At 63.2% G+C, this 22,918-nt stretch carries 19 protein-coding genes, 1 rRNA gene and 1 pseudogene; 3 read left to right on the forward strand and 18 right to left on the reverse strand.

Annotated elements, in window-relative coordinates:
• The first annotated feature begins 358 nt into the window (after positions 1–358).
• Entirely contained in the window at positions 359–1,219 is an 861-nt protein-coding gene (locus JMV54_RS09240) for a hypothetical protein (RefSeq protein ID WP_201518628.1), read from the forward strand.
• Positions 1,220–1,589: 370 nt separating this feature from the next.
• Positions 1,590–2,495, forward strand: a complete 906-nt coding sequence (locus JMV54_RS09245; RefSeq protein WP_201518629.1) for a 3-methyladenine DNA glycosylase — start codon at positions 1,590–1,592, stop codon at positions 2,493–2,495.
• A 159-nt stretch (positions 2,496–2,654) separates the two neighbouring features.
• Here JMV54_RS09245 and JMV54_RS09250 read toward each other — a convergent pair whose 3' ends face one another.
• The 8 genes and pseudogenes from JMV54_RS09250 to JMV54_RS09285 form a co-directional block, all read right to left on the reverse strand.
• Entirely contained in the window at positions 2,655–4,112 is a 1,458-nt protein-coding gene (locus tag JMV54_RS09250) for a glyceraldehyde-3-phosphate dehydrogenase (protein ID WP_201518630.1), read from the reverse strand.
• Positions 4,113–4,246: 134 nt separating this feature from the next.
• On the reverse strand, positions 4,247–5,848 hold the full coding sequence (gene der, locus JMV54_RS09255) for a ribosome biogenesis GTPase Der (protein WP_230972897.1): 1,602 nt from the start codon (positions 5,846–5,848) through the stop codon (positions 4,247–4,249).
• Positions 5,845–6,522, reverse strand: coding sequence for a (d)CMP kinase (gene cmk, locus JMV54_RS09260; protein WP_230972898.1), 678 nt, complete (start codon positions 6,520–6,522; stop codon positions 5,845–5,847). The genes der and cmk overlap by 4 nt, the downstream gene beginning before the upstream one ends.
• 40 nt (positions 6,523–6,562) lie before the next feature.
• Positions 6,563–7,687 carry a prephenate dehydrogenase gene (locus JMV54_RS09265; RefSeq protein WP_201518631.1) on the reverse strand — a complete coding sequence of 375 codons (1,125 nt, stop codon included), beginning with the start codon at positions 7,685–7,687 and terminating at the stop codon, positions 6,563–6,565.
• Positions 7,688–7,938: 251 nt separating this feature from the next.
• Positions 7,939–8,652: pseudogene (locus JMV54_RS09270) on the reverse strand (pseudouridine synthase); the annotation flags it as partial.
• A gap of 211 nt (positions 8,653–8,863) precedes the next feature.
• Positions 8,864–9,496, reverse strand: coding sequence for an SMC-Scp complex subunit ScpB (gene scpB, locus JMV54_RS09275; RefSeq protein WP_201518632.1), 633 nt, complete (start codon positions 9,494–9,496; stop codon positions 8,864–8,866).
• Positions 9,486–10,334 (reverse strand): segregation and condensation protein A, encoded by an 849-nt coding sequence (locus JMV54_RS09280; RefSeq protein WP_201518633.1) that lies wholly within the window; start codon positions 10,332–10,334, stop codon positions 9,486–9,488. The genes scpB and JMV54_RS09280 overlap by 11 nt, the downstream gene beginning before the upstream one ends.
• Positions 10,321–11,259 (reverse strand): AAA family ATPase, encoded by a 939-nt coding sequence (locus JMV54_RS09285; RefSeq protein ID WP_201518647.1) that lies wholly within the window; start codon positions 11,257–11,259, stop codon positions 10,321–10,323. The genes JMV54_RS09280 and JMV54_RS09285 overlap by 14 nt, the downstream gene beginning before the upstream one ends.
• Positions 11,260–11,620: 361 nt before the next feature.
• On the opposite strand from JMV54_RS09285, the gene JMV54_RS09290 reads away from it, so the two are divergent.
• Positions 11,621–12,442, forward strand: a complete 822-nt coding sequence (locus tag JMV54_RS09290) for a hypothetical protein (protein WP_201518634.1) — start codon at positions 11,621–11,623, stop codon at positions 12,440–12,442.
• 20 nt (positions 12,443–12,462) lie between these two features.
• Here JMV54_RS09290 and xerD read toward each other — a convergent pair whose 3' ends face one another.
• From xerD to rrf, 10 genes are all read right to left on the reverse strand, one after another.
• On the reverse strand, positions 12,463–13,380 hold the full coding sequence (gene xerD / locus JMV54_RS09295) for a site-specific tyrosine recombinase XerD (RefSeq protein WP_201518648.1): 918 nt from the start codon (positions 13,378–13,380) through the stop codon (positions 12,463–12,465).
• Positions 13,381–13,391: 11 nt separating this feature from the next.
• The gene (locus JMV54_RS09300) at positions 13,392–14,066 is read right to left on the reverse strand and encodes an NUDIX domain-containing protein (protein ID WP_201518635.1); all 675 of its coding nucleotides are present in this window, start codon (positions 14,064–14,066) and stop codon (positions 13,392–13,394) included.
• 2 nt (positions 14,067–14,068) lie between these two features.
• Positions 14,069–15,724, reverse strand: a complete 1,656-nt coding sequence (locus JMV54_RS09305; RefSeq protein WP_230972902.1) for a CTP synthase — start codon at positions 15,722–15,724, stop codon at positions 14,069–14,071.
• Between the two features lie 86 nt (positions 15,725–15,810).
• Positions 15,811–17,544, reverse strand: coding sequence for a DNA repair protein RecN (recN, locus tag JMV54_RS09310; RefSeq protein ID WP_201518637.1), 1,734 nt, complete (start codon positions 17,542–17,544; stop codon positions 15,811–15,813).
• The gene (locus JMV54_RS09315; protein ID WP_201518638.1) at positions 17,544–18,476 is read right to left on the reverse strand and encodes an NAD kinase; all 933 of its coding nucleotides are present in this window, start codon (positions 18,474–18,476) and stop codon (positions 17,544–17,546) included. Before JMV54_RS09315 ends, recN begins: the two co-directional genes overlap by 1 nt.
• Positions 18,473–19,363 carry a TlyA family RNA methyltransferase gene (locus JMV54_RS09320; protein ID WP_201518639.1) on the reverse strand — a complete coding sequence of 297 codons (891 nt, stop codon included), beginning with the start codon at positions 19,361–19,363 and terminating at the stop codon, positions 18,473–18,475. The genes JMV54_RS09315 and JMV54_RS09320 overlap by 4 nt, the downstream gene beginning before the upstream one ends.
• Entirely contained in the window at positions 19,356–19,559 is a 204-nt protein-coding gene (locus JMV54_RS09325; protein WP_201518640.1) for a hypothetical protein, read from the reverse strand. The genes JMV54_RS09320 and JMV54_RS09325 overlap by 8 nt, the downstream gene beginning before the upstream one ends.
• Positions 19,556–20,593, reverse strand: coding sequence for an HAD-IIA family hydrolase (locus JMV54_RS09330; RefSeq protein WP_201518641.1), 1,038 nt, complete (start codon positions 20,591–20,593; stop codon positions 19,556–19,558). Before JMV54_RS09330 ends, JMV54_RS09325 begins: the two co-directional genes overlap by 4 nt.
• Positions 20,594–20,607: 14 nt before the next feature.
• Entirely contained in the window at positions 20,608–22,464 is a 1,857-nt protein-coding gene (locus tag JMV54_RS10750; RefSeq protein WP_230972900.1) for a hypothetical protein, read from the reverse strand.
• A 359-nt stretch (positions 22,465–22,823) separates the two neighbouring features.
• Positions 22,824–22,918 (reverse strand): 5S ribosomal RNA (rrf, locus tag JMV54_RS09340); the annotation flags it as partial.

Genomic DNA, 22,918 nt, shown 5'->3' on the forward strand with positions numbered 1-22,918 from the left:
GCACCACAGCGAAATAAAGTCGCCATAAGAGCCCTTCGCAAATGGCTCAAGTGGTCGACGAAGACCTAGAGGAGTTGTAATTGCAATGTCGCAAGAACGATCACAGCTGATACAGCTGGCACGCGGATACCAGAGTGCCAGCCGCATCGAAAAGGGTGTCATCCTTGAGCATCTCCAGGCACAAACTGGCTGGTCACGAGACCACTGCCGACGAAGCCTTCGTGAGGCTGCAAACCCAAAAACTCGAACAGCTCCCGGCCGCCCCTCTGGAAGCCGAAAATATTCCACCAGCACCACCACAGCACTCGAGCAGCTCTGGCACCTCGTGGGGCAACCCAGCGGACGGCGCCTCCAAGCGATGATGCCGCAGCTCTTGTACCGCCTCGACCGCCACGGGGAACTGCGTGGAGAACTGGCCGACAACACGGTACGCAGCGAACTGCTCACTATGAGCTCAGCGTCGATCGATCGATACCTCCGAGCAGCACGAGCGAACAGCACACCGCAATCACAGCCGGAAATCAACGACTCTCTACAGCAGCGCCTGGCCGAGAACGAGCCCGTCAAAGAAGCCGGTATGTTTCGTCTGTGTGCTGCCGCCGGAAACAATCCAGAAAGTGGCTGCAGCCACATCCTTTCACTTGGTCTCTACGACAAGCTCACCGGTTGGCGCATTCGGGTAGCAACCACCAGCGCATCCCCACACCTGCTATTTCCACTGCTTGATCGCGCTTTGGAGGCGAATCCGGTCCCCTTCCGCAACATCCACGTTCACAGCGGCAGCGAACTATTGAATTTCTCGCTCATCAGCTGGGCTCAACAGCTCGGCATTGATGTTTCGCCGCCTAATTTCGCGACCACCAACGCCGCAGCTACGAGCGACTCTGCCCAATGCAACTGCCACCCTTACGAACTAGCCATGTACAAACGAGAGGCACAGCTGCAAACTCAGCTATGGGAAGTGCTCGACGCTCGACACAATTATTTACTCCCAATCACGCGTGCCAAGTACAAGGTCTGGACAGGCAACGGTAGCGTCCGCGTATTCGATAACCCGCTCACTCCCCTAGAGCGACTTGAAGTCAGCGACAACAGCGTACTCAGTGATGGTCTGCGCTCCCGTGATGAGCTCATCAATCCCGCTGCCATCGCCAGAGAAGTTGCCCGGCTACAAGCTGAGCTTGCCCTCGCACGAGCCCAGCACGCACCCGCCGCATAGCCGCACCGCCGCGCGCACTGCGCCAGCTCGCCCACGCCGCACCGCCCCTCAGATTTTTGTTTCCTGGCTGCATCCCGTTGCGGAATTTTGTTTCCTGGCTGCATCCCAAAACTGAGATTTGTTTCCTGGCTGCATCCGGATGCAGAAAGTTGTTTCCTGGCTGCAAAACCGGCTGTTTCGCCTCAATCCGGACCCAAATCCCCTGTTTTGCAGCCAAAATTCTGATTTCAGGAAACAAAAATCCGAGGCCAGGAAACAAAATTCTGAGGCCAGGAAACAAAAATCCGCAGGCAAGCACACAGCAAGCAGCACAGCACAGCACAGCACAGCCAAGCAGCAAAGCACGCACCACAACTAAACTGGCAGCATCATGACGCAGCGACTCTCCTCGGCCAGGTGGCAGCAACTCGCAGCCGAGCACGCGCACCGGGCAGACGCGCTCACCGCCGAGTACCGCAGCGCGCGCGCCGCGGGGCGCCGCCACGCCATCGACGACTTCCTGTTCACCTACTACTCTTACCGTCCCTCGGTGCTGCGCAAGTGGCATCCGGGCATCGGCACCGCTCTCTACGACGCCGACGAGTATGCCGACAAGCGCTGGTACCGCACCAATACCGACGGGTCGGTGACGGTGGATGCGGCCGCGTTCCTGACCGACCGCGGGCACGTGGCCCGGCAAATACGCGTACTCAGCGAGGCGATCGCCGGCCGGCAACCACGTTTCAGCTGTTTCGGGCTTCACGAGTGGGCGATGGTGTACCGGCAGCCCGAACACCGCCACCCCATTCCGCTACGCCTCGGCCAGGCCGGCACCGACGCCGTGGTCGAATCGCACGACATCAACTGCACTCACTTCGACGCGTTCCGGTTTTTTACCCCGGATGCGCGACCGCTCAACCAGCTCCAGCCCACCCGTGCCACCCAGTGCGATCTCGACCAGACCGGCTGCCTGCACGCGAACATGGACCTCTACAAGTGGGCCATGAAACTCGGCCCGCTCGTACCGGGCGACCTGCTGCTGGATACATTTGCGCTCGCCCGCGAAATCCGCTGGACCGATATGCAGGCATCTCCCTACGACGTCAGCGACTACAGCGTCCCCGCCATCGCCATCGAAACCCCGCAGGGCAAAGCCGAGTATGTGCAGCTACAGCGCAGCTACGCCGAGCGGGCGCAGCTGCTGCGCGGCCGGCTCATCGAGGTGATTCGGGCAGCCCAGCAAGCCGCCACCACCGAAACCGAGGGAGGTTCTCGGAACATTCTGGCCGCAGGATGACCCACAGCGCATCCTGCACTCAAAATCTTCCGCTGAACTCACGCTCTCCGCCAACAGCACCGCACAACACCCCCTAAAACCCGCGGCAACAGCCAAACAACCCACAAAAAGGCGGGCCCGATCCAAAGACCGAGCCCGCCAGGCACTAAACCGCAGCGATTACACCTCGAGCACGTCGCGACGGTGCGGCAGCACTGCCGGGTGCACGCCACCGAGGTGCTCGATGATGCGCACAACCTGCTTCGAGTAGCCGTACTCGTTGTCGTACCACACGTAGAGCACGAGGCTGGTGCCGTTCGCGATGGTCGCGAGACCGTCAACGATGCCGCAGCGCTCGTGGCCAACAAAGTCGGTCGACACAATGTCGGGCGACTCAACGTAGTCGATCTGCTGGCGCAGGTTCGAGCGCAGCGAAACCTCACGCAGGTAGTCGTTGACCTCTTCGCGGGTCACCTCGCGGCCGAGTTCGAGGTTGAGCACCGCCATCGAAACGTTCGGGGTGGGAACGCGGATGGCGTTACCGGTGAGCTTGCCAGCGAACTCGGGCAGCGCCTTCGCAACGGCCTTGGCGGCACCGGTTTCGGTGAGCACCATGTTGAGGGTTGCGGCGCGGCCACGGCGGGCGGCCTTGTGGTAGTTGTCGATGAGGTTCTGGTCGTTGGTGAACGAGTGCACGGTCTCGACGTGTCCACGCACCACACCGAACTTCTTGTCGAGTGCGTGCAGGGTGGGGGTGATGCCGTTGGTGGTGCACGATGCGGCCGACAGAATCTTCTCTTCGTCGGTGATGTCGTTGTGGTTGATACCGAACACGACGTTGCGCAGGTCGCCCTTACCGGGGGCGGTGAGCAGCACGCGCGCAATACCCTTCGACTGCAGGTGCTGCGAAAGGCCGGCCTCGTCGCGCCAGCGGCCGGTGTTGTCGACGAGGATGGCGTCGTTGATGCCGTACTGGGTGTAGTCGACAGTGGCGGGGTCGCTCGAGTAGATCACCTGGATGAGCGTGCCGTTGGCGAGAATCGTGTTGTTTTCGTTGTCGACCTGGATGGTGCCGTTGAAGGGGCCGTGCACCGAGTCGCGCCGCAGCAGCGCGGCACGCTTTTCGAGGTCGTCGTCGCCGTTTTTGCGCACCACGATCGCGCGCAGGCGCAGGCCCGGTCCGGTGGCGGCCTGTTCAATAAGGATGCGGGCGAGCAGACGACCAATACGACCGAAACCGTAGAGCACCACATCTTTACCCTGACCGTTCACGTCGGCGGGCTTCACCTCTGCCAGCTGCTCGGCGAGGAACGCCGCGATGTCGCCTTCGCCGCCCTGTTCGCGGTAGAGGCGGGCGAGCTCACCGAGGTCGACCGAGGCGGTGTCGAAGTTCATCTCTGAGAGCGCTTCGAGCAGCTTGATGGTGAGGTCGAGCGACACCACCTCGCCCTGCACGCGACGTGCGTAGCGGTGCGCCTTGATCACGTCTACCGCCGAACGGTTGATGAGGCGACGGCCGTGAATCGAGGTCACAATGTTGTGCTCGCGGTAGAGCTTTGAAACCAGCGGAATCACCCGCTCGGCGGCCGCAACGCGTTCAAACCATTCGGCTTGAGCCTGGGTGTACTGATCGGTCATCGGATCGTCCCTCCATCGGGTGTCGTGGCACTGCGAAGTGCACCGCAGCGGCGATTTTTCCTGCTTTCAGCTTACCCAACCAAGTCAACGATGCACGCAGCTTTCGCGATCAAAAGCGACCCGGTTGGCGGGGGTTATTTTTTCCGGCGACGTTCGCGCACGCGCATGTTCACGACGATTGGTGTGCCCTCAAAACTGAACACTTCTCGTAGGCGTCGCTGGATGAATCGACGGTATCCGGGGTCGAGGAAGCCGGTGGTGAACAGCACGAATGTCGGCGGGCGGGTCTGTGCCTGCGTGGCGAACAGGATGCGTGGCTGTTTACCGCCGCGCAGCGGGTGCGGGAATTCTTGCGCCAGTTCGGTGAGGAAGGCGTTGAGCTTCCCAGTGGGGATGCGGGTGTCCCACGACGCGAGCGCGGTTTCGAGCGCCGGCACGAGTTTTTCGAGGTGGCGTCCGGTGCGCGCTGAAATGTTCACGCGCGGAGCCCACGACACATGCGAGAGGTCTTGTTCGATTTCGCGTTCGAGCTGCCAGCGGCGCTCGTCGTCGATGAGGTCCCATTTGTTGAAGGCGAGCACGAGTGCGCGGCCCGATTGCAGCACCATTTCGACGATACGCACATCCTGCACGCCGAGCGGTTCGGCGACGTCGAACACCACGATCGCCACTTCGGCTTTGTCGAGTGCGGTTGCGGTGCGCAGTGAGGCGTAGAAGTCGGCGCCCTGCTGCAGGTGCACGCGTTTGCGGATACCGGCGGTGTCAACGAACCGCCACAGTTTGCCGCCCACTTCAACGAGCGAGTCGACCGGGTCGCGGGTGGTGCCGGCGAGGTCGTTGACGACCACGCGTTCTTCGCCGGCGGCCTTGTTGAGCAGGCTCGATTTGCCGACGTTGGGTCGGCCAACGATCGCCACCCGGCGCGGCCCGCCCACTTCGCGTTCGGCGACGCGAGATTCTTGCGGCAGCACCCGCATCACTTCGTCGAGCAGGTCGGCCACACCGCGCCCGTGTAGCGCCGAGGTTGGCCAAGGTTCGCCGAGTCCGAGGCTCCACAGCGGTGCGGCGTTGGGTTCTTGCACGACGTCGTCGATTTTGTTGGCGGCCAAAATCACGGGGCGGTCGGTTTTGCGCAGCATCCGCACCACGTGTTCATCGGTGGCGGTGGCGCCAACGTTCGCGTCCACCACGAACAGCACCGCGTCGGCGAGTTCGATGGCAATTTCGGCCTGTTCGGCAACCGAGCGGTCGATACCTTTTGCATCCGGTTCCCAACCGCCGGTGTCGACCACGGTGAATCCGCGCCCGCCCCACTCGGCTCGGTAGCTGACCCGGTCGCGGGTGACGCCGGGCACGTCTTCAACCACGGCTTCACGGCGGCCGAGGATGCGGTTAACAAGCGCCGACTTCCCCACGTTTGGGCGCCCCACCACCGCCAGTACGGGCAGCGCGGGCAGATAGTAGACGTCGTCTTGACCGGCCGCGTCGGCTTCGAGCATGGCGAGGTCTTCGTCGTCGAGTTCGTAGTCGCGCAGCCCCTGCCGCAGCATTTCGGCGCGCTGGTCGGCGAGATCGTCATCGATCGCCGCCACTCGTTCGACAAAGTCTTCGGCGCTTTCGGCGTAGTGCACCTCGATGTCGTGGTCGTCGGCAACCAGTTCGGGCTGGTAGGGGGTGTGTTCGCGCGAGCTCTCGGGGTCACCGAGCGGCGCCATCGGGTTGTGCTGGTCGCTCATTGTTGTGCCTTTCGGATGAGTTCGATCACGGCCGTAATCGCGGCGTCAAGTGTCAGGTTGGTGGTGTCGAGTTCGACGACCCCGTCGGCGGCGCTGGTGAAGTTCGCCACCGTCGCGTCGCGCGCATCCCGTTCACTAATTGTGGCCGCCACTCGCTTAGCGTTGTCTCCGGCACGCTCGGCCTGCCGGCGGCGGATGCGTTCGGCTTCGCTGGCGGTGATGAGGATGCGCAGCGGCGCGTCGGGCACCACCACCGTGGTGAGGTCGCGCCCCTCGGCAATAATTCCGGCGGCGTCGTCTTCGTGCAAAATCTGGCGGAATCGTTCGTTGACGGCGGCGCGCACTCGCAGGTTGGTGGCGACGCCCGATACGAGCTCTGAGATGCGCGTTTCGCGGATCGCCTCGGTGATGTCGGTGTCGCCGAGGCGCACCCAGCGCTCGTCGGGTTCGAGCGACAGCCGCCACTGCGCAAAAAACTCGGGCAGTAGCGCCACTACTGCGTCTTGGTCGGCGGGGTCGACCTGGTGGTCGAGCGCGAACCAGGTGAGGGCCCGGTACACCGAGCCGGTGTCGAGCAGATGCCAGCCGAGCTGCTGTGCCGCGGCGCGTGAGACGGTCGACTTACCCGACCCCGAGGGGCCGTCGATCGCGACAATCAGGTGGTTTGGCATCATTTTTCTTTCGTAGGGCCGGTTGCGGGCGTGGCTGTTTGGGTTATTGCGCTACCCGCCAGCCACGGCTGTCGAGTTCGTCGACCAGGCGCTGGCGCACCTCGGGCAGCACCCACACTTCGACGAGGCCAAGGTTTGCGCCCGGCGAGTGTTCGAGCATGATTTCTTCAACGTTGATATCGGCCTCGCCGATTTCGTTGAACAGCCGCGCGAGCTGACCGGGGCGGTCGTCGACCATCACGGTTACCGAGGCGTAGGTGCGTCGCGAGCCGTGTTTACCGGGGATGCGGGCGACACCCTCGTTACCGGCGCGCATCTGGTCGGCGACCACGCGCCGGGCGCCTTCGGCTTCAATATCGTCGAGTGCGTCGGCGAGCGTGCCAATATCGCCGGCGATATTGCGCAGGATGCGGGCCACCCGCGATCCGTTCGCGGCCAGAATTTGGTTCCACATGGTTGGGTCGCTGGCGGCGATGCGGGTGACATCGCGCAGTCCCCCGCCGGCGAGATTGGCGGCATCAAGGTTGTCGCCGAGCAGTTGTGCCGCCATCACGCTCGACACCAGTTGCGGCACATGCGAGATAAGCGCCACCGATTCATCGTGGTCTTCAGCGGTGAGGTTGACGACGGTGGCGCCCAAATCAAGCGCCATTCCCTCGACCTCTTGCAGACTGTCGACCGTGGTTTCGGTGGTGCTGGTGATCACCCACGGGCGCCCGAGAAATAGGTCGGCGCGGCCCGAGAGCGGCCCGCCGGTTTCGCGGCCGGCCATTGGATGCGAGCCCACATAGCGGCTCACATCCCCGCCGCCGGCGCGCAGCACCTCGAGCGGGAGCGTTTTAACGCTGGCAACGTCGGTGACGATGGCGTCTGGCCAGTTGCGCAGCTGTTCGAGTACAACCGTGCCCACCGCGTCGGGAGGTACGCACACGACCACGAGCCGCGGAGTGTCTTCCGGCTGCGCGTCGGTCGCGCGATCGGCTGGTGCGATGCGGCCGGCGCCGTAGTCGGCAGCGAGCCGCATCGCCGTTGGTGAGAGATCGCGCAGCATCACGTCGACACCGAGCCGCCGCAGCCCCAGCCCGATCGAGGTGCCGAGCAGGCCCGTGCCAACTACGAGCACCGGGGATAGAGTGCGCACCGGCGCCTTTGCTCGAACGCTATTCATCGTTTGCCTCCACCGTGCTTGTTGCCACCGTGCTTACCGCCGCCGTCGCGACGCTGCTGACCGGATGCACCGCCGCGCCGGCCCCGCGGCTGGCTGCCGCGATCGCCCCGGGCATGACCGCCGCGGGTGCCGCCGCTTTTGCTGCGCGGATGGCCACCGTGACCGGCCCGCTTACCGCGACCGGGCTGGCCGCCGCGCGAGTCGGCACGTTCACCGCGCTGCTTGTTGGAGCTGCCGGCAGGTTCGCCGCTGCTCAGGCGCAGCAGTTGTCCGAGCTCATCGGCGGTTAGTTCGCGAATCTCACCCTGGCGAAGCGTGCCCAGGTGCAGCGGCCCGAAGCTGCGCCGCACCAGTGACCGCACCGGATAGCCCACATGCGCGAGCATCCGGCGCACAATACGGTTTTTGCCCGAGTGCAGGGTGATTTCGACGAGTGTCGATTTGGCGGATGAACCGGCAGCGAGAATCCGTGCCGAATCGGCCTGAATAAATCCGTCTTCAAGTTCGATACCGTCACGCAGCTGCTGCACTGCGGCAGCCGGCATCCGCCCATCAACCTTGGCCACATAGGTTTTTGACACCCCGAACGATGGGTGAGCAAGCACATGCGCGAGCTCGCCGTCGTTCGTGATGATGAGCAGACCGCTCGTTTCATAGTCGAGACGGCCGACGTTGTAGAGCCGCTCGGAATACTGTTCGGTAAATTCGCGCAGATCGCGGCGGCCGTGTTCGTCACGCATTGACGAGACGACTTTCACGGGCTTATTGAGGATGAGATACCGCTTGGTTTGGTCGAGCTGCACCGGGGTGCCGTCGACCACCACGCGGTCGTTATCGGGGTCGATGCGGGTGCCGAGTTCGGTCACCACCGAGCCATTCACTTTCACTCGACCCGCGGTGATGAGTTGTTCGCACACGCGGCGGCTGGCAACGCCGGCGTTTGCGAGCGCTTTTTGTAGTCGCACTCCCTCGGGAAGCTCACGAGCCGGGGCCGCATTTGCGGGGCGGTGATCGGGTGGGAACGGGATGTCGTCAAAATCGCTGAGCTGATAGCCGCCGGCGGGGCGTTCAGCCTCGGCGCGGGCCACTGCGGCGGCAAACTGTGCCAGCTCGCGGGCATCCTCGCCAGCGCTCGAAAATTCCGAGCCCTGCGAATACTGGGTGTCGTCACGACGCTCAGTCACTGAATCCGTCCCTTCCGTCGTCCAAGAATGGTGAAATTTTTGGTAGTTCGTCTATCGAATTAATCCCGAGGTGTTCGAGCAGCAGCTCGGTGGTCTCGTACAGAATCGCACCGGTTTGTGGATCATTACCGCTTTCGGTGATGAGCCCGCGCGCCAGCAGGGTGCGCACCACCGAGTCGACGTTCACCGCGCGCACCTGCGCAACCTGCGATCGGGTCACCGGCTGGCGATAGGCGATCACCGTGAGTGTTTCGAGCGCGGCCTGTGACAGCCGTGCTGGCTGCCGCACCGCCACAAAGTCGCCCACGATGTCTTCGTAGCCGCTGCGCACATACATGCGATAGCCGCCGCCCACCTCTCGCAGTTCAAAACCGCGCGGTGTCGTGCCGTTTTGTCCATCGTAGTCGGCGCACAGTCGGGCAAGTGCTTCACGCACCCTAGCGACCGGCTGCGACACTGCTGCCGCGAGCGCCACCAGCGGCACTGGTTCATCACTGATGAACAAAATTGCTTCCAGCGCTCGGTCGAGATCAACCGCACGCTCGGCGTTGCCGACCGTCGATTCGGCCACCGTGCCGCGCGCAGTGTCGCGGCCAACGGGTTCGGCGATTGATTCATCCCTCATAGTCGGCCCCCAGTGTGCCAAGTTCTTCATCACTCCAGTGCTCGGCCTCCCAGCTCACCGTGAGGGGGCCCAGCGGTTGTTCCTGCGTGAGCGCGACTGCTGCTCGGCGATACAGTTCGAGCACCGCCAAAAACCGCGCGATAACCACGCCGGGGCTGTCGGCATCGGCCACCAGCTCGGTAAACGGTGCCGGCCCATTTTCGCGCAAGCGCCGCACGAGCACTGTCGCCTGTTCGCGAATCGACACCAGCGGTGCGTGCAGGTGGTCAAGCCCCACCGTCGGGATCGCTTTCGGTGTGAACACAATTGCCGCGAGCGCGGCGAAATCGGCGAGGCTGAGCGGAAACACGAGCTCGGGTTCGCGCTCACGCAGCTGTGGTTCGAGGGGCACGGTGCGCGGATAGCGGTGCTCTTCGGCAGCAAATTTTGTTTGCAACCACTTTGCGGCTTCTTTGTAGGCGCGATATTGCAGCAGCCGCGCGAACAGCACATCGCGGGCTTCGAGCACCGCCACATCCTCGGCGTCGACGTAGTCGCCCTGTGGCAGCAGGCTCACGAGTTTCATATCGAGCAGTGTCGCGGCAACCACAATAAATTCGCTCGCCTGGTCGAGCTCGCCCGCGGTTTCGAGGCTGGCGACGTGGCTGATGAACTCGTCGGTCACCTTTGAGAGCGAAATCTCGGTGATGTCGAGTTCGTGTTTGGCGATCAATTGCAGCAGCAGATCGAACGGCCCCTCGAATACTTCGAGTGAAACCTGGAATGAGTCGGAGCTTTCGACGCTCGGGTCGGTGGTTGGGCCGTCGTTAGCGAGCGCCGCGAGGTCAGGCTGCTGCACCGCGTGCCACCAGTTCGCGGGCGAGCTGACGGTACGCCTGTGCGGCCGGGTGATTGGGTGCAAAGGTCACGATTGGCACGCCAGCAACGGATGCATCCGGGAATTTCACGGTGCGGCCAATCACGGTGTCGAACACCTTGTCGCCGAACACTTCGTAGACCCGGTCGAGCACCTCGCGGGCGTGCAGGGTGCGGCCGTCGAACATGGTTGGCAGGATGCCATCGAGTTCGAGTGCCGGGTTGAGCCGCGAGCGCACCTTCTCGATCGTTTCGATGAGCAGTGCCACGCCGCGCAGCGCAAAATATTCGCATTCGAGCGGAATCATGACGCCGTGGCTGGCGGTGAGTGCGTTCACGGTGAGCAGCCCCAGTGAGGGCTGGCAGTCGACGATGATGACGTCGTATTCGCCGGCCATCTGCCGCAGCAGGCTCGCGAGGATCTGTTCGCGGGCGACCTCGGTCACCAGGTGCACTTCGGCGGCCGACAGGTCGATATTGGCGGGGATGACGTCGAGGCCATCAAAGTCGGTGGGTTGAATCGCGTTGTGCGGGTTGTTTTCGCGCCCGATCAGCAGGTCGTAAATGGTCGGCACATTGTGGGTGGAGATACCGAGCCCGGCCGAGAGCGCCCCCTGCGGGTCGAAGTCGACACACAGCACCCGTCGCCCGTAGGCGGCCAGCGAGGCGGCGAGATTAATTGAGGTGGTGGTTTTGCCGACGCCGCCCTTCTGGTTGCACATGGCGATCACTCGCGCCGGCCCGTGCGATTCGAGCGGCTGGGGGTCGGGGAATTTGTTGTACAGCCGTGTGGATACCGATTCGGCCGAGCGGATCTGACCGGGTTCGCTGCCCTCGGCATAGTTGATGCGTTCGGTTCCCGCGGTCAGCAGCGCTTCGGGCACTTCCAAACCCGGCAGTTCGGGCATATCAGTGTCTGGTTTCACGATCGGTGCCCCTCCCTTCCTGTACTGATTCGGCCTGTGCTTTTCGGGTTTGCCGGGTTACAGCTTCGTTCTATCCGGCAGTGCGTGATTTTCACCAGACTGTCGGGGTGTTGCTGGCATGGTATCGCCGTCAGAGAGTGTTCCCACCGTCGCTTTAAGGGTGTCGGCGATTGGGCTTCAAGCAGTGGTTGAAGCTGTCGCCGCTGGTTGCCATTTGTCATCCGGATGCGTAACGCAATCGGTTGCCAGAGCATCCTCTCGGTACCGGGCCGGCCGCTCGGCTATCGGATTAGCGCGTGGCCGAGTTTCAGTGCGTTTCCGTTCAGCGATTATCCTGGCAGTCATGTCTTGGCCGTTCTCCGTGATCACGCGCGCGTTCAGCGCGCTCGTCGCCGCAGTCGCGACAGTCACGGTCATGGTCGGAACGCCCAATATCATCCAGGCTGAAGACGATCGAGCGCGCACGCAGCGACAGCACGAACACATCGATCGCGAACTTGCGAATGCCGCCGGTGTCGCCAACTATTCGATCACCGAACTCGACCAAGACCCCTCGTCGACCATGGTGCTCGGCACCCATGTGGTGGTGAAGCTGGCCACCAGCTACTCCCCCGACCAGCTCGGTCAGCTGCTCGCGAAACTGTTCGGTGAAGGCTGCGATGTTTCACTGGTGCGGCTCGAGTTCGGCCCCACTTCGAGCCTCGAGGTGGTGCACGCGCAGCGCGATGCGCAGCAGTGGGCCGAGCTCGTCGACAGCGTCGACCAGCTCGAGTATGCCCGGATGCGGCTAGCGCAGTTTGGCCCCGACAGCATCGCCCAATTTCAGCTCGAGGTCAGTTCACAATCACAAGACGTGATTGCGACCTACGAACAATTGCACAGTCAACCGATTCCCAGCTGGGTTGCGCTCGGGCAGCTTGAGCTTGAAACCATGACCGGCACCTGGCCTCGGCTCTCGGTGCACGCCGAGCGTGCAGTAACTGCCGCCGAGTGGCAGCGGTTCTGTGACCGCGTTGCTGAGCTGCGTGAAACCACCGAGTCGCAGCCGCATTTTTCGCTCAGCATGACCGCCACCGATTCCGGCAGCGAAGCGCAGTTTGAAGAGTCGATTGTGCCGGCCCCGCCGCCACAATTCACTCCCGACCCAGGCCAGCCGCAGCCGTAAAACCAGCCGCGGCCGTAAGACTAGCCGCGTGCCCGAGGGTGGCTGGTCAAATACATATCGCGCAGCGCATCCGCAGTCACCCTGGTATAAATCTGCGTTGTCGATACCGAGGCGTGTCCGAGTAGTTCTTGCACCACGCGCACATCGGCACCGCCCTGCATCAGATGCGTCGCAAACGAGTGGCGCAGCACATGCGGCGACACATGTTCGCTCAGCTGCGCCCGCTGCGCCACCTGCTGCAGGATATTAAACGCTCCGGTACGACTGAGCCGCTTCCCACGCACCCCTAAAAACAGTGCCCCGCCAGATCGTCCGGCGGCCGCGAACTGGGGCCTGGCCCGTACCAGATAGGCGTCGAGCGCCTGCCGCGCATAGCTTCCCAGCGGCACAATCCGCTGCTTATCGCCCTTGCCCCTGACCCGGATCATGTCTTGGCCGATGACATCGTCCACATCCAGCGCCACAGCCTCGGAGATTCGCGCGCCGGTGGCATAGAGCAGCTCGAGCAGCGCCCGATTGCGCAGCTGTTCGGGTTCATCACCGCCGCTGGCTTCGAGCAGCTGTTCTACCTGCGCAATCGTCAGCGCTTTGGGCAGCCGCGCCGGCAATTTTGGCGTCACAATATCGGCCGTCGCATCCTCTTGCACGAGCTGCTCATCGAGCGCAAAACGGTGCAGGCCCCGCACGCTTGAAGCGATACGTGACACCGAACTCGCCGCCAGCGCCAAGCCGCTCTCAGTGCGCGGGGAACGTAGCCAGGCAATGAACTCTTGCACCTGCGCGGGTGTGACCCCCTCGAGGGCGGTTACCTGCTGTTCGGCAAGCCAATCACGGTAGCGGTTGAGATCGCGTCGGTAAGCAGCAATCGAGTTATCAGACAGCCCGCGTTCGATGGTGACATGACGCAAATACTGCTGAATTTCGCGGTCGAGCGTCAGCCGTTGCCCGGTCAAGCTCGCTGCCCGCCGGCAATTGCTCGGGGCAGCACCGACTGCGCTTCGGGTCGGGTGTCCCACGGTGTGTCGGCCGGCCGCAGCGTCGCCCAGTTTTGTCGGCGCGACTCATTGGCGGCAAACAGTGCCTGCAAGGCCGCGGGGTTATGCAGCTGGCCGGCAAAAATGCGTTCGATCGCCTCATCGAGCCCGATCCACGCCAACCGAATATCGGCCTCTTCTGCCTGCCGGTTAAACGTCTCGGCAGTGGCTTGCAGTCCGCGAGCCAAATAGATGCGAATCGACTCGTTCGAGCCGCCGGGCGAGGTCCAAAAATCAAGCAGCAAATGCCACTCGGATGCCTGCAGATCGGCTTCTTCGGCCAGTTCCCGCTGTGCCGCGGCCAGCGGATCTTCACCCGGTGCATCCAAAAGCCCCGCCGGCAGCTCCCAATCGCGGCTGCGGGCCGGATGCCGGTACTGCTGCAGCAACAGCGCGCGATCATTTTCGTCGAGCGCCAGCACCGCCACCGCCCCCGTGTGCGCGATGAATTCGCGAGTCAGTTCGGTGTCGCCATAGCGAAACGACTCCGACACCACGTTCCACACCCAGCCGTGATGCAGCATCCCGGTTGCGGTAACCGGGTGCGATTCGGGCTGGTCGGCAACCGCACCCGACTCAACGATTTGCATGATTATTCGGCAATATCAGCGTCGTCGATTTCCACGAGCCGGCTCGCCCGCTGGCGCTCGAGCGCCGCGGCCACGAGCCCGGCAAATAGCGGATGCGCGCGGTTGGGTCGCGATTTTAGTTCGGGATGCGCCTGGGTCGCCACATAGAACGGATGCACATCGGCCGGCAGCTCAACAAATTCAACGAGCTTGCCGTCGGGAGAGGTGCCCGAAAAGCGCAGACCGGCTTCGGTGAGCTGCTCGCGGTAGGCATTATTCACCTCGTAGCGGTGCCGGTGACGTTCTTCCACATCGGTGCTGCCGTAGGTTTGGGCCACCACCGATCCGGCAGTGAGCACCGCCGGGTAGGTGCCCAGCCGCATCGTGCCGCCCAGGTCACCGTCACCCAAAATCGCAATCTGCTCTTCCATCGTGGCCACCACCGGCGACGGGGTTTCGGGATCAAACTCGGTGGATGAGGCGTCTTCGATGCCGGCAACATTGCGGGCATACTCGATCACCATCGTCTGCAGGCCGAGGCAAAGCCCCAGCAGCGGAATTTTGTTTTCGCGGGCGTATCGCAGCGCACCGAGTTTGCCCTCAATACCGCGAATACCGAAACCACCCGGCACGCACACACCGTCAACATCCGAAAGCTGTGCTGCCGCGCCCTCAGGTGTGGCGCAATCATCGGCCGCCACCCAGCGCAGCTCGACCTTGGCCTGGTTCGCGAACCCACCGGCGCGCAGCGCCTCACCCACCGAGAGGTAGGCGTCGGGCAGGTCAATGTATTTGCCCACGAGCGCAATCGTGACGGTGTGCTTGGGGTTGTGCACCACATCCAGCAGTTTTTGCCAGCCGCTCGAATAGTCAAACTCACGCACTGGCAGGTTGAGCTGGCGGATGATGACCTCATCCAGCCCCTGCTCGCGCAGCGTTGCCGGAATGTCGTAGATCGACGCAAGGTCGGGAGTGTTGACCACCGCATCCTCGTCGACATCGCACATGAGCGCGATCTTCGCGCGGTTCGATTCGGTCACCGGCCGGTCGCTGCGCAGCACCAGCGCGTCGGGCTGAATACCCGCCGAGCGTAGCGCGGCAACCGAGTGCTGAGTGGGCTTCGTTTTTTGTTCACCGGAGGCGCCCATGAACGGCACCAGCGACACGTGCACAAAAAACACGTTGTTGCGGCCGAGCTCGTGACGAATCTGGCGCGCCGACTCGATGAACGGCTGCGATTCGATGTCGCCGATCGTGCCGCCAACCTCGGTGATGATGACATCCGGGCGCGGGGTCTCGCTGGCCTGCAACCGCATCCGGCGCTTGATTTCATCGGTGATATGCGGGATGACCTGCACCGTGTCACCAAGAAATTCGCCGCGACGCTCGCGCGCAATAACCGTCGAATACACCTGGCCGGTGGTGACGTTCGCGGCGGCGCTCAGGTTGACGTCAAGAAAACGCTCGTAGTGGCCGATGTCGAGGTCGGTTTCGGCACCGTCGTTGGTGACGAACACCTCACCGTGCTGGAACGGGTTCATCGTGCCCGGGTCGACGTTGAGGTACGGGTCGAGCTTCTGCATCACCACGCGAAGACCGCGGGCGGTCAAAAGATTGCCGAGCGAGGCTGCAGTCAGCCCCTTGCCCAGCGAAGAGACAACACCACCGGTAACAAAAATTTGCTTGACCGGGGCGAGTGCCTCGGTGTCAGCATTTTGGTGGTCCGTGACGGGGGCTGCAGCTGAGTCATTCACGGGGTTTAATACTATCCCACGTCGCGGCCCGTGGCAGCAGCCCGGCGAAGCAGCTCTTTGGCGTGTTCGCGGCCCGATTCAGATTCGGGCAGACCCGACAGCAGCCGCGTCATCTCATTCACCCGCGCCTCGTCATCGAGCGCCCGAATTGACGAGGTGGTCACCTGCCCGTCAGTGGTTTTTTCGATGTGCAAATGCTGGTCGGCAAACGCCGCCACCTGCGCCAGGTGGGTCACCACAATCACCTGCCGGGTTGCGGCGAGCCGCTGCAACCGGGCCCCGATTTCGAGTGCCGCTGCCCCACCCACACCGGCGTCAATTTCGTCAAACACGAGCGTCGGCACCGGGTTGGCGGCTGAGAGCACCACCTCAAGTCCCAGCATCACGCGGCTGAGTTCACCGCCGGATGCGCTGGTTGCCAGTGGCGCTGGCGCGGCACCCGGATGCGGTGCCAGTAGCAGCGCGACCCGGTCCTGTCCCAGCCGGCGGATTTCGTCGTCTGTGGTGATCGAAACCGACAGTTCGGCGTTTGGCATCGCCAGTGCGTGCAGCTCTTCGGTGACTCGCGCGGCAAGCTCGTCGCCTGCCTTTTGGCGCAGCCCGCTGAGACGATCGGCAGCCGCCACCAGTTCGCTTTCAAGTTCTTGCACCTGCGCCACCAATTGCGGGATGCGCTGATCGTCACCGGCGAGCTCGAGTAGCCGCGCGCCGGCGGCCGCATACTGGTCAAGCAGCTCATCGAGGCCAATGCGATACCGGGTTTTTAGCGATTCGATTGCCGCCAGCCGCTCATTGAGCGAGTCGAGCTCGCCGATGCCCTCCACATCGAGGTCGGCGAGATAACCCGCGAGGCGCGTGGCGAGATCCTCGGCTGCAAACACCAGATCGTTCGCCGCTTCAACGGTGGTGTCGAGCGAACCATCCGAACGGTGGGCCCGCTCAATACGGGCGGTGATCGTGCGGCTCAGTTCGCGCACACTGCCGCCGGGATGTTCCTCTCCAGCCAGCAGTTCGTGCGCCTCTCCCATGAGCGCGCGCAGCTCTTCCCGATTCGCGAGCCGCTCGATACGGGCCAGCAGCTGCCGATCCTCATCCGGTTGCGGGTCGAGCTGCTCAACCTCGTCGATGAGCAGTTGCAGGCGTTCGCGTTCCGAGACGCGAGCTTCGGCCGCATCCCGTAGTGCGTGCAACTCGCCACGCACCTGCTGGAGGCGATCAAAAATCTCAGCCACCGTATCCCGCACACTCAGCAGCTCATCGCCACCGAACGCATCCAGCACGGCACGCTGTACCGGCTCTTGCGCGAGCCGCAGCTGTTCCGACTGCCCGTGCACTGCTACCAGCTGGGCACCAATTTCACCCAGTTTGCCCGCCGGCACGCTCTGGCCGCCAAGCCAGGCCCGCGAACGCCCGCTTTCAAGCAGTTGCCGAGCCAACACCAGTTCAGCCTCGGGCTGCACGCCATCGGGCCCGGTCACCGTGTCGAGCTCGCCGCCAGCTTCATCGACCTGCACGGCAATTTCACCGTCTGCGGCAATGAGCACGCGCCCCTCGACCCGCGCCCGGTCGGCCCCCTGACGCACCAGCTGCGCCGAGCCTCGGCCACCGAGCAACAGCCCCAGTGCCGTCACCACCATGGTTTTACCGGCGCCGGTTTCACCCGTGATCGCCGTGAAACCTGGTGAGAGCGGCAGCTGGGCGCTGTCAATTACGCCGAGGCCACGAATTTCGAGTTCTGTCAGCACTAGCGTGGACCTCGCCAACCCACGATCGGCAGCTGAAATTTTTTCACCAGTCGAGTGGTGAACGGCACCTGATGCAGGCGTGCCAGCCGCACCGGCTGCGATGACCGAGTCACGGTAATCCGGGTGCCCGAGGGCACCGTGTGGCTGCGACGGCCGTCGCACCAGATGATCCCGTCAGAGCCGTCGCGCGTGTACACCTCCACCGCGAGCGTCGAATCGGGTGCGGTCACCAGCGGCCTGGCAAATAGCGCGTGCGCCGAAACCGGCACCAGCAGCAGCGCCTCCACCTGCGGCCACACCACCGGGCCGCCCGACGAGAACGAGTAGGCGGTCGAACCGGTCGGCGTGGCGAACAGCACGCCGTCGCAACCGAAGCTCGAAAGTGGCTCGCTATCCACCTCGATCACGGCGTCGAGCATCCGCTCACGGTTACCTTTTTCAACACTGACCTCATTGAGGGCCCAGCCGGTGAAACGTTCACCCGTCTCGGTTTCGGCAATAAATTCGACGGTCAATCGTTCTTCAACGTCATATTCACGGTCGATCACCCGTTCAACAACCGTGCTGAGCGCATCTTTTTCGCTCTCGGCGAGGAAGCCAACATGTCCCAGGTTCACGCCGAGCACCGGCACATCGGCCGCGCGGGCCAGTTCAACAGCCAGCAAAATCGTGCCATCGCCGCCGAGCACAATCACAATCTCGCACTGGTTGATCGAGCAGTCGACATCGAGCAGCTCAGCCGATTTGGGCAGCCGCGGCCGCCCCTCAGCGCCGAGCACCTCGGGTGTGTCACGCTCAATCACCGGGATAATGCCGGCGGCGTCGAGCATCTGCATGGTGCTGAGCGCCGATTCAATGGCGTCCTCACGCGCGAAGTGGCTGACCACCAAAACCCGCCGCGTCGTGGCGGCCGACGGTGTTGTTGCGGTCATGAGTTCCCTTTCACCACTGTTTCGCGGATATGCGCGATATCAATCTCGTTATGTGATTGTCTCGCATCCAAGCTGGCCGCATCACCAGAGGCCGTGTTTTGGGCTCGGTGAGCGTCGTTTGGCAATTGCAGCCACAGCAGGTATTCGTGGTTCCCGTGCGTGCCGGTGATCGGCGATTGTCGGAACCCGCGCACCCGAAAACCAAGCTCGCAAGCATCCCGCACCACATCTACCGTCGCATCGGCCGCAACCTCAGCATCGGTCACAATGCCACCGCGAACAAATCGGCGCCCCACCTCAAACTGCGGTTTTACCAGCAGCACTGCCCAGTGAAGATTCGGTAGTGCGGCCCGCACCGCCGGCAAAATATGCCGCAGCGAAATGAACGAGAGATCGCCCACCACCGCCGTTATGTCTTTGGCGGCAAGTGGCGCGCGGCCCACCCGGGCCGCGGCGATACAGCTATCGAGGCGCTGCTGGTTGAGATACCGGGCGTTCTCGCCCTCGATCACGGTCACTCGAGTGTCGGCGCGCAGCAGCGCATCCAATTGATCGTGGCCAACGTCGAGCGCCACCACTTCGCGCGCCCCACGTTCGAGCAGCACCTGTGTGAACCCTCCCGTTGATGCCCCGAGGTCGAGCACCGCACGCCCCGAAATATCAAGCGCAAAACTATCGGCCGCGGCCAGCAATTTTTGTGCCGCCCGCGACACGTACCCGGGCCCGGCAGTCACCTCGATGCGGTCGGTCTCGGATACCGACATTGATGCTTTGGTTGCGAGCCGACCGTTGACGTGCACCTGGCCCGCGGCGATGCTGCGAGCCGCCGCTGTGCGGCTGCGGCACAGGCGGCGGCTCGCGAGCGCGTGATCGAGCCGCTCAGGCATGGTTATCGGCGCCCGCCGTGCCCGGCTCGTCACCCGCCACTTCGAACTCCTCAATGTCGAGCGGCTCGTCGGCGTCATCGAGTGCCCGCGAGAGCTGTTCGAGACGACGCTTGTAGGCGCCGGCTCGTTCTGCCAGCGGCAGCTGCTCGATCGCGGCAAACTCGGCGGATGCGGGTTGCGAGGTTTCGTCGCTCATACCGAAAAGTCCATTTCGAGCAGTGATGCGGGGATTTCGAGCGCGTAGATGACCTTGTCAGAGTTCCAAATTGCCGCGCAGGCTGCTCGCAGCAGGTCTACTTCGTCGTTCCCCGCGCTGCGCACTCTCAGACTGATACCGTCGAGCACCACGCGCGATTTGCGCACGCGGGCCTCGACCAGTTCTGGCTGCACCGATACCTCCACTTTCGGATAGGGCTCGGTGAGGCTGCGCAGATCGCGAATGATGTAGTCGGGCCGGTCTTCTGGCCCGGATGCAAACAATTGTTTGGCCTGGTCGATGCCGGTGAGTACGAGTGCGGATGCAATACCGGCACGGTTTGCGCCTCGAATATCGGTATCGAGCCGGTCACCAATCATGAGCGGATGCGCGACCCCGAACCGTTCTTGGGCTGCGGTGAACAGCGCCGTTTCGGGCTTACCGGCCACCTGCGCCATCTTCTGGGTGGCTGTGTGTACCGCAGAAACGAGCGTACCGTTACCGGGCGCGATGCCCTGCTCGCGCGGAATGGTCCAGTCTTGGTTGGTGGCGATCCACGGGATATCGCGGCGCAGCGCATACGACGCTTCGGCAAGTTGCAGCCAATTAACGTCGGGCGCGAAGCCTTGCAGCACCGCGTCGGGTTCGTCGGCGGCCTGGCGGGTGACTCGATACCCGGCTTTGACGAGCTCGTCGACAAGCCCGGCTCCCCCAACGACGAGCACCAGTGAACCGGTGGGCACCTGTTCGCTGAGTAGCCGCACTGCTGCCTGGGGGCTCGTGACCACATCCTGTGCTTCGGTGCGCAGACCGAGCGTGCGCAGGTGTTCGGCCACGTCGGCATCGGTGCGGGATGCATTATTGGTGATGTATCCCACTCGGGTTCCGCGATCGCTCGCCGCGTTGAGCGCTTCGACCGCGTGCGGCACAGCGTTTGCGCCGCGATAGACGACGCCGTCGAGGTCGACCAGCAGCGCGTCGGCTGCGGCGACCGGTGCCGGAAGATCGTCTGATTTATTACCAAACAACCGCATGACGGATGTGCTCCTTAGAGATCAAAAAGCGACGGCTGGTCGTCGTCCAACACCGTGTTTGTTGCCGGCTTGGATGCCGATTTTTCTGATTCGGATGCGTCTGCCGCGTTGTCGGCAGTGTCGGCCGCCTCGTCAGCCTCCGGTTCATCAGCGGCAACAGACTCGTCACCGTCAGCCGCCCCGTCAACCTCAATCGGCTCGACGGCAGTCGACTCGCTAGCCTCCGGTTCAGTGTCCTGCGGCTCGCAGGTCTGAGGTTCGACGGTCTCAGGACCGTCACCCTCGGGTTCTTCGCCCGCCAGCTCACGAACCGGCTCAGCACCCGTTTCCGCGTCATCGGCTTCATCGTCGGCTGCGGCAGCATCGGTGGCGGCGCGTTCGACTTCCGCGATCAGTTCGTCATACTCAGCCTGGATTTGCGATTCGATCGATTCTTCGGCAAGTGGCGCCGCATCCTCTTCGGGACCGGTTTCGAGGCGTTCGGTGATGATGGTCACCGTCTCAAATTCATTGTGCTCGGCAGCCTGGAGGGCCGCTTCGGCTCGGTCCGCAGCCGATTCCCACAGGGTGGCTTCGCTATCACCGAGATCGTCAAGTACGGCTGCGTAGGCACGGAACAGTGCCGGTGAGTAGCTGAACGCGCGGGTGCGGTCAAGCTGCGAAATCTCGAGCTCGGCGCGAGCGAGTTCGGTTTCACCGAGGTCGAGGCGTGCGCCCGACATTGCGATCGCAAGCAGCACCTGTTGCTGCGTATCAAGAGTCGAGCGATCGACCGATTGGCCGAGTTCGATGGCACGATCGGGACGCCCGAGCCCGCGCTCACAGTCAACCATGAGGGCGATTTCGTCGTCGCGGCCAGAGATGCGTCGATAGGTGCGCAGTTCGCGCAGTGCCAGCGCATAGTCGCCCGTTCGATAGGCGGTGATGGCGAGCGCTTCACGCACCATTGCGACCCGGCCACCGCGACGCGATGCGCTGAGTGCGTGCGCGTGCGCGAGTTCAGGGTCGGTGTCGATCAGCAGCGACGCCATCACGAGGTGACGTGCGACTGTGACGTAGTTTTCGTGGCTGAGAGTCTTGAGCTCAACGCGTGCCTTCATCGGCAGGTCGCGTTCGGTGATCTCTTCGGGAATCTCGGGATCAACGTGCGTTTCGCGAATAGCGCGCAGCTCATGTGGCCGCGAACTGAAATCACGCCGCGGCTCGGTGCCACCGCGTTTCGATTCTGATCGGTACCCCCGGCCACCACTGCGGCCGCGATCGAAGTTGCGGTCGCTGTTTCGGTCGTTGCGGCGCCGCTCGCCACGCTCGTTTCGTGACCGATCTGGTCGGCCGCGGTAGTCACCGCCGTCGCGACGCTGTTCATCGCGTTCGCGCCAATTACCGAGATCACGCTGTCCACCGTCGCCCCGACGATTCCCAGAGTAGCCACGCTCGTCGTCATAGCGTCGCCGCTGACCGCCGTGACCGCCACGATTACGGTCGCGCTCACCGCCCCGGCTGCGGTCACGGTCATCGCGCCAGTTTGAGCGCCCGGATGCACGGCGGTCGCTGTCGCGGTAGTGGCCGCGCTCGTTGCGGCCACCAGACTCGTTACGTGCGTAGCCACCGGATGCACCGCGGCGCTCATCGCCGCGATCGCGATAGTTCTTCGCACCGTCGCGTCCGCGGTCGTTGTACCGGCGTTCGCTCGAGCCGCGCTCAAATCGATCGCGTGAGCGATAGTCGTCTCGGCGGCCGCCTCCTCGAGAGCCGGAGCTTGAAGGACCTCCCTTGCCGTGGCGTGAACCTCCGCCAAAGTTATTGCGGTCGCGGCCTGCGCCGCCGTTACGTTTACCGTGGCGGTCTCCGCCGTCAAAGTGGTTGCTCATGAGTGTCCTTCCCGTGCTATCGGTGCGCTGTGAAGTTTTAGACCAGTCTAGTAGGGAGCTAATCGAAGCCGACTGGGCGCGCCTGAGCCGGCGGCCGTCATCCATCACGCCGCGCTTGGCGGCCCGACTATTCCTAGAAACCCCTACCGCTTTTCAAAACTGCCCGCCCTTTTAAAAACCGCCACACCTTCTGAAAAGGACCGCCCGCCTTTAAAGGCACTGCCCGCCTTTTAAAAAACTGCTCGCCTTTAAAAACGACAGCTTCTTCACCAACACTCGTGGGGTTGTTTTTGGGAAACAAAAAATGGTGGGGCACACAACCCGCCAAAACGGATCATGCACCCCACCATCAAAATAAAGTTCGGCAGTGACCTACTCTCCCACAAAGTCCCCCTTGCAGTACCATCGGCGCAAAAGCACTTAGCTACCGGGTTCGGAATGTAACCGGGCGTAC

This window comes from Gulosibacter hominis (genome assembly GCF_904842695.1).
In the GTDB taxonomy this organism is placed as follows: domain Bacteria; phylum Actinomycetota; class Actinomycetes; order Actinomycetales; family Microbacteriaceae; genus Gulosibacter; species Gulosibacter hominis.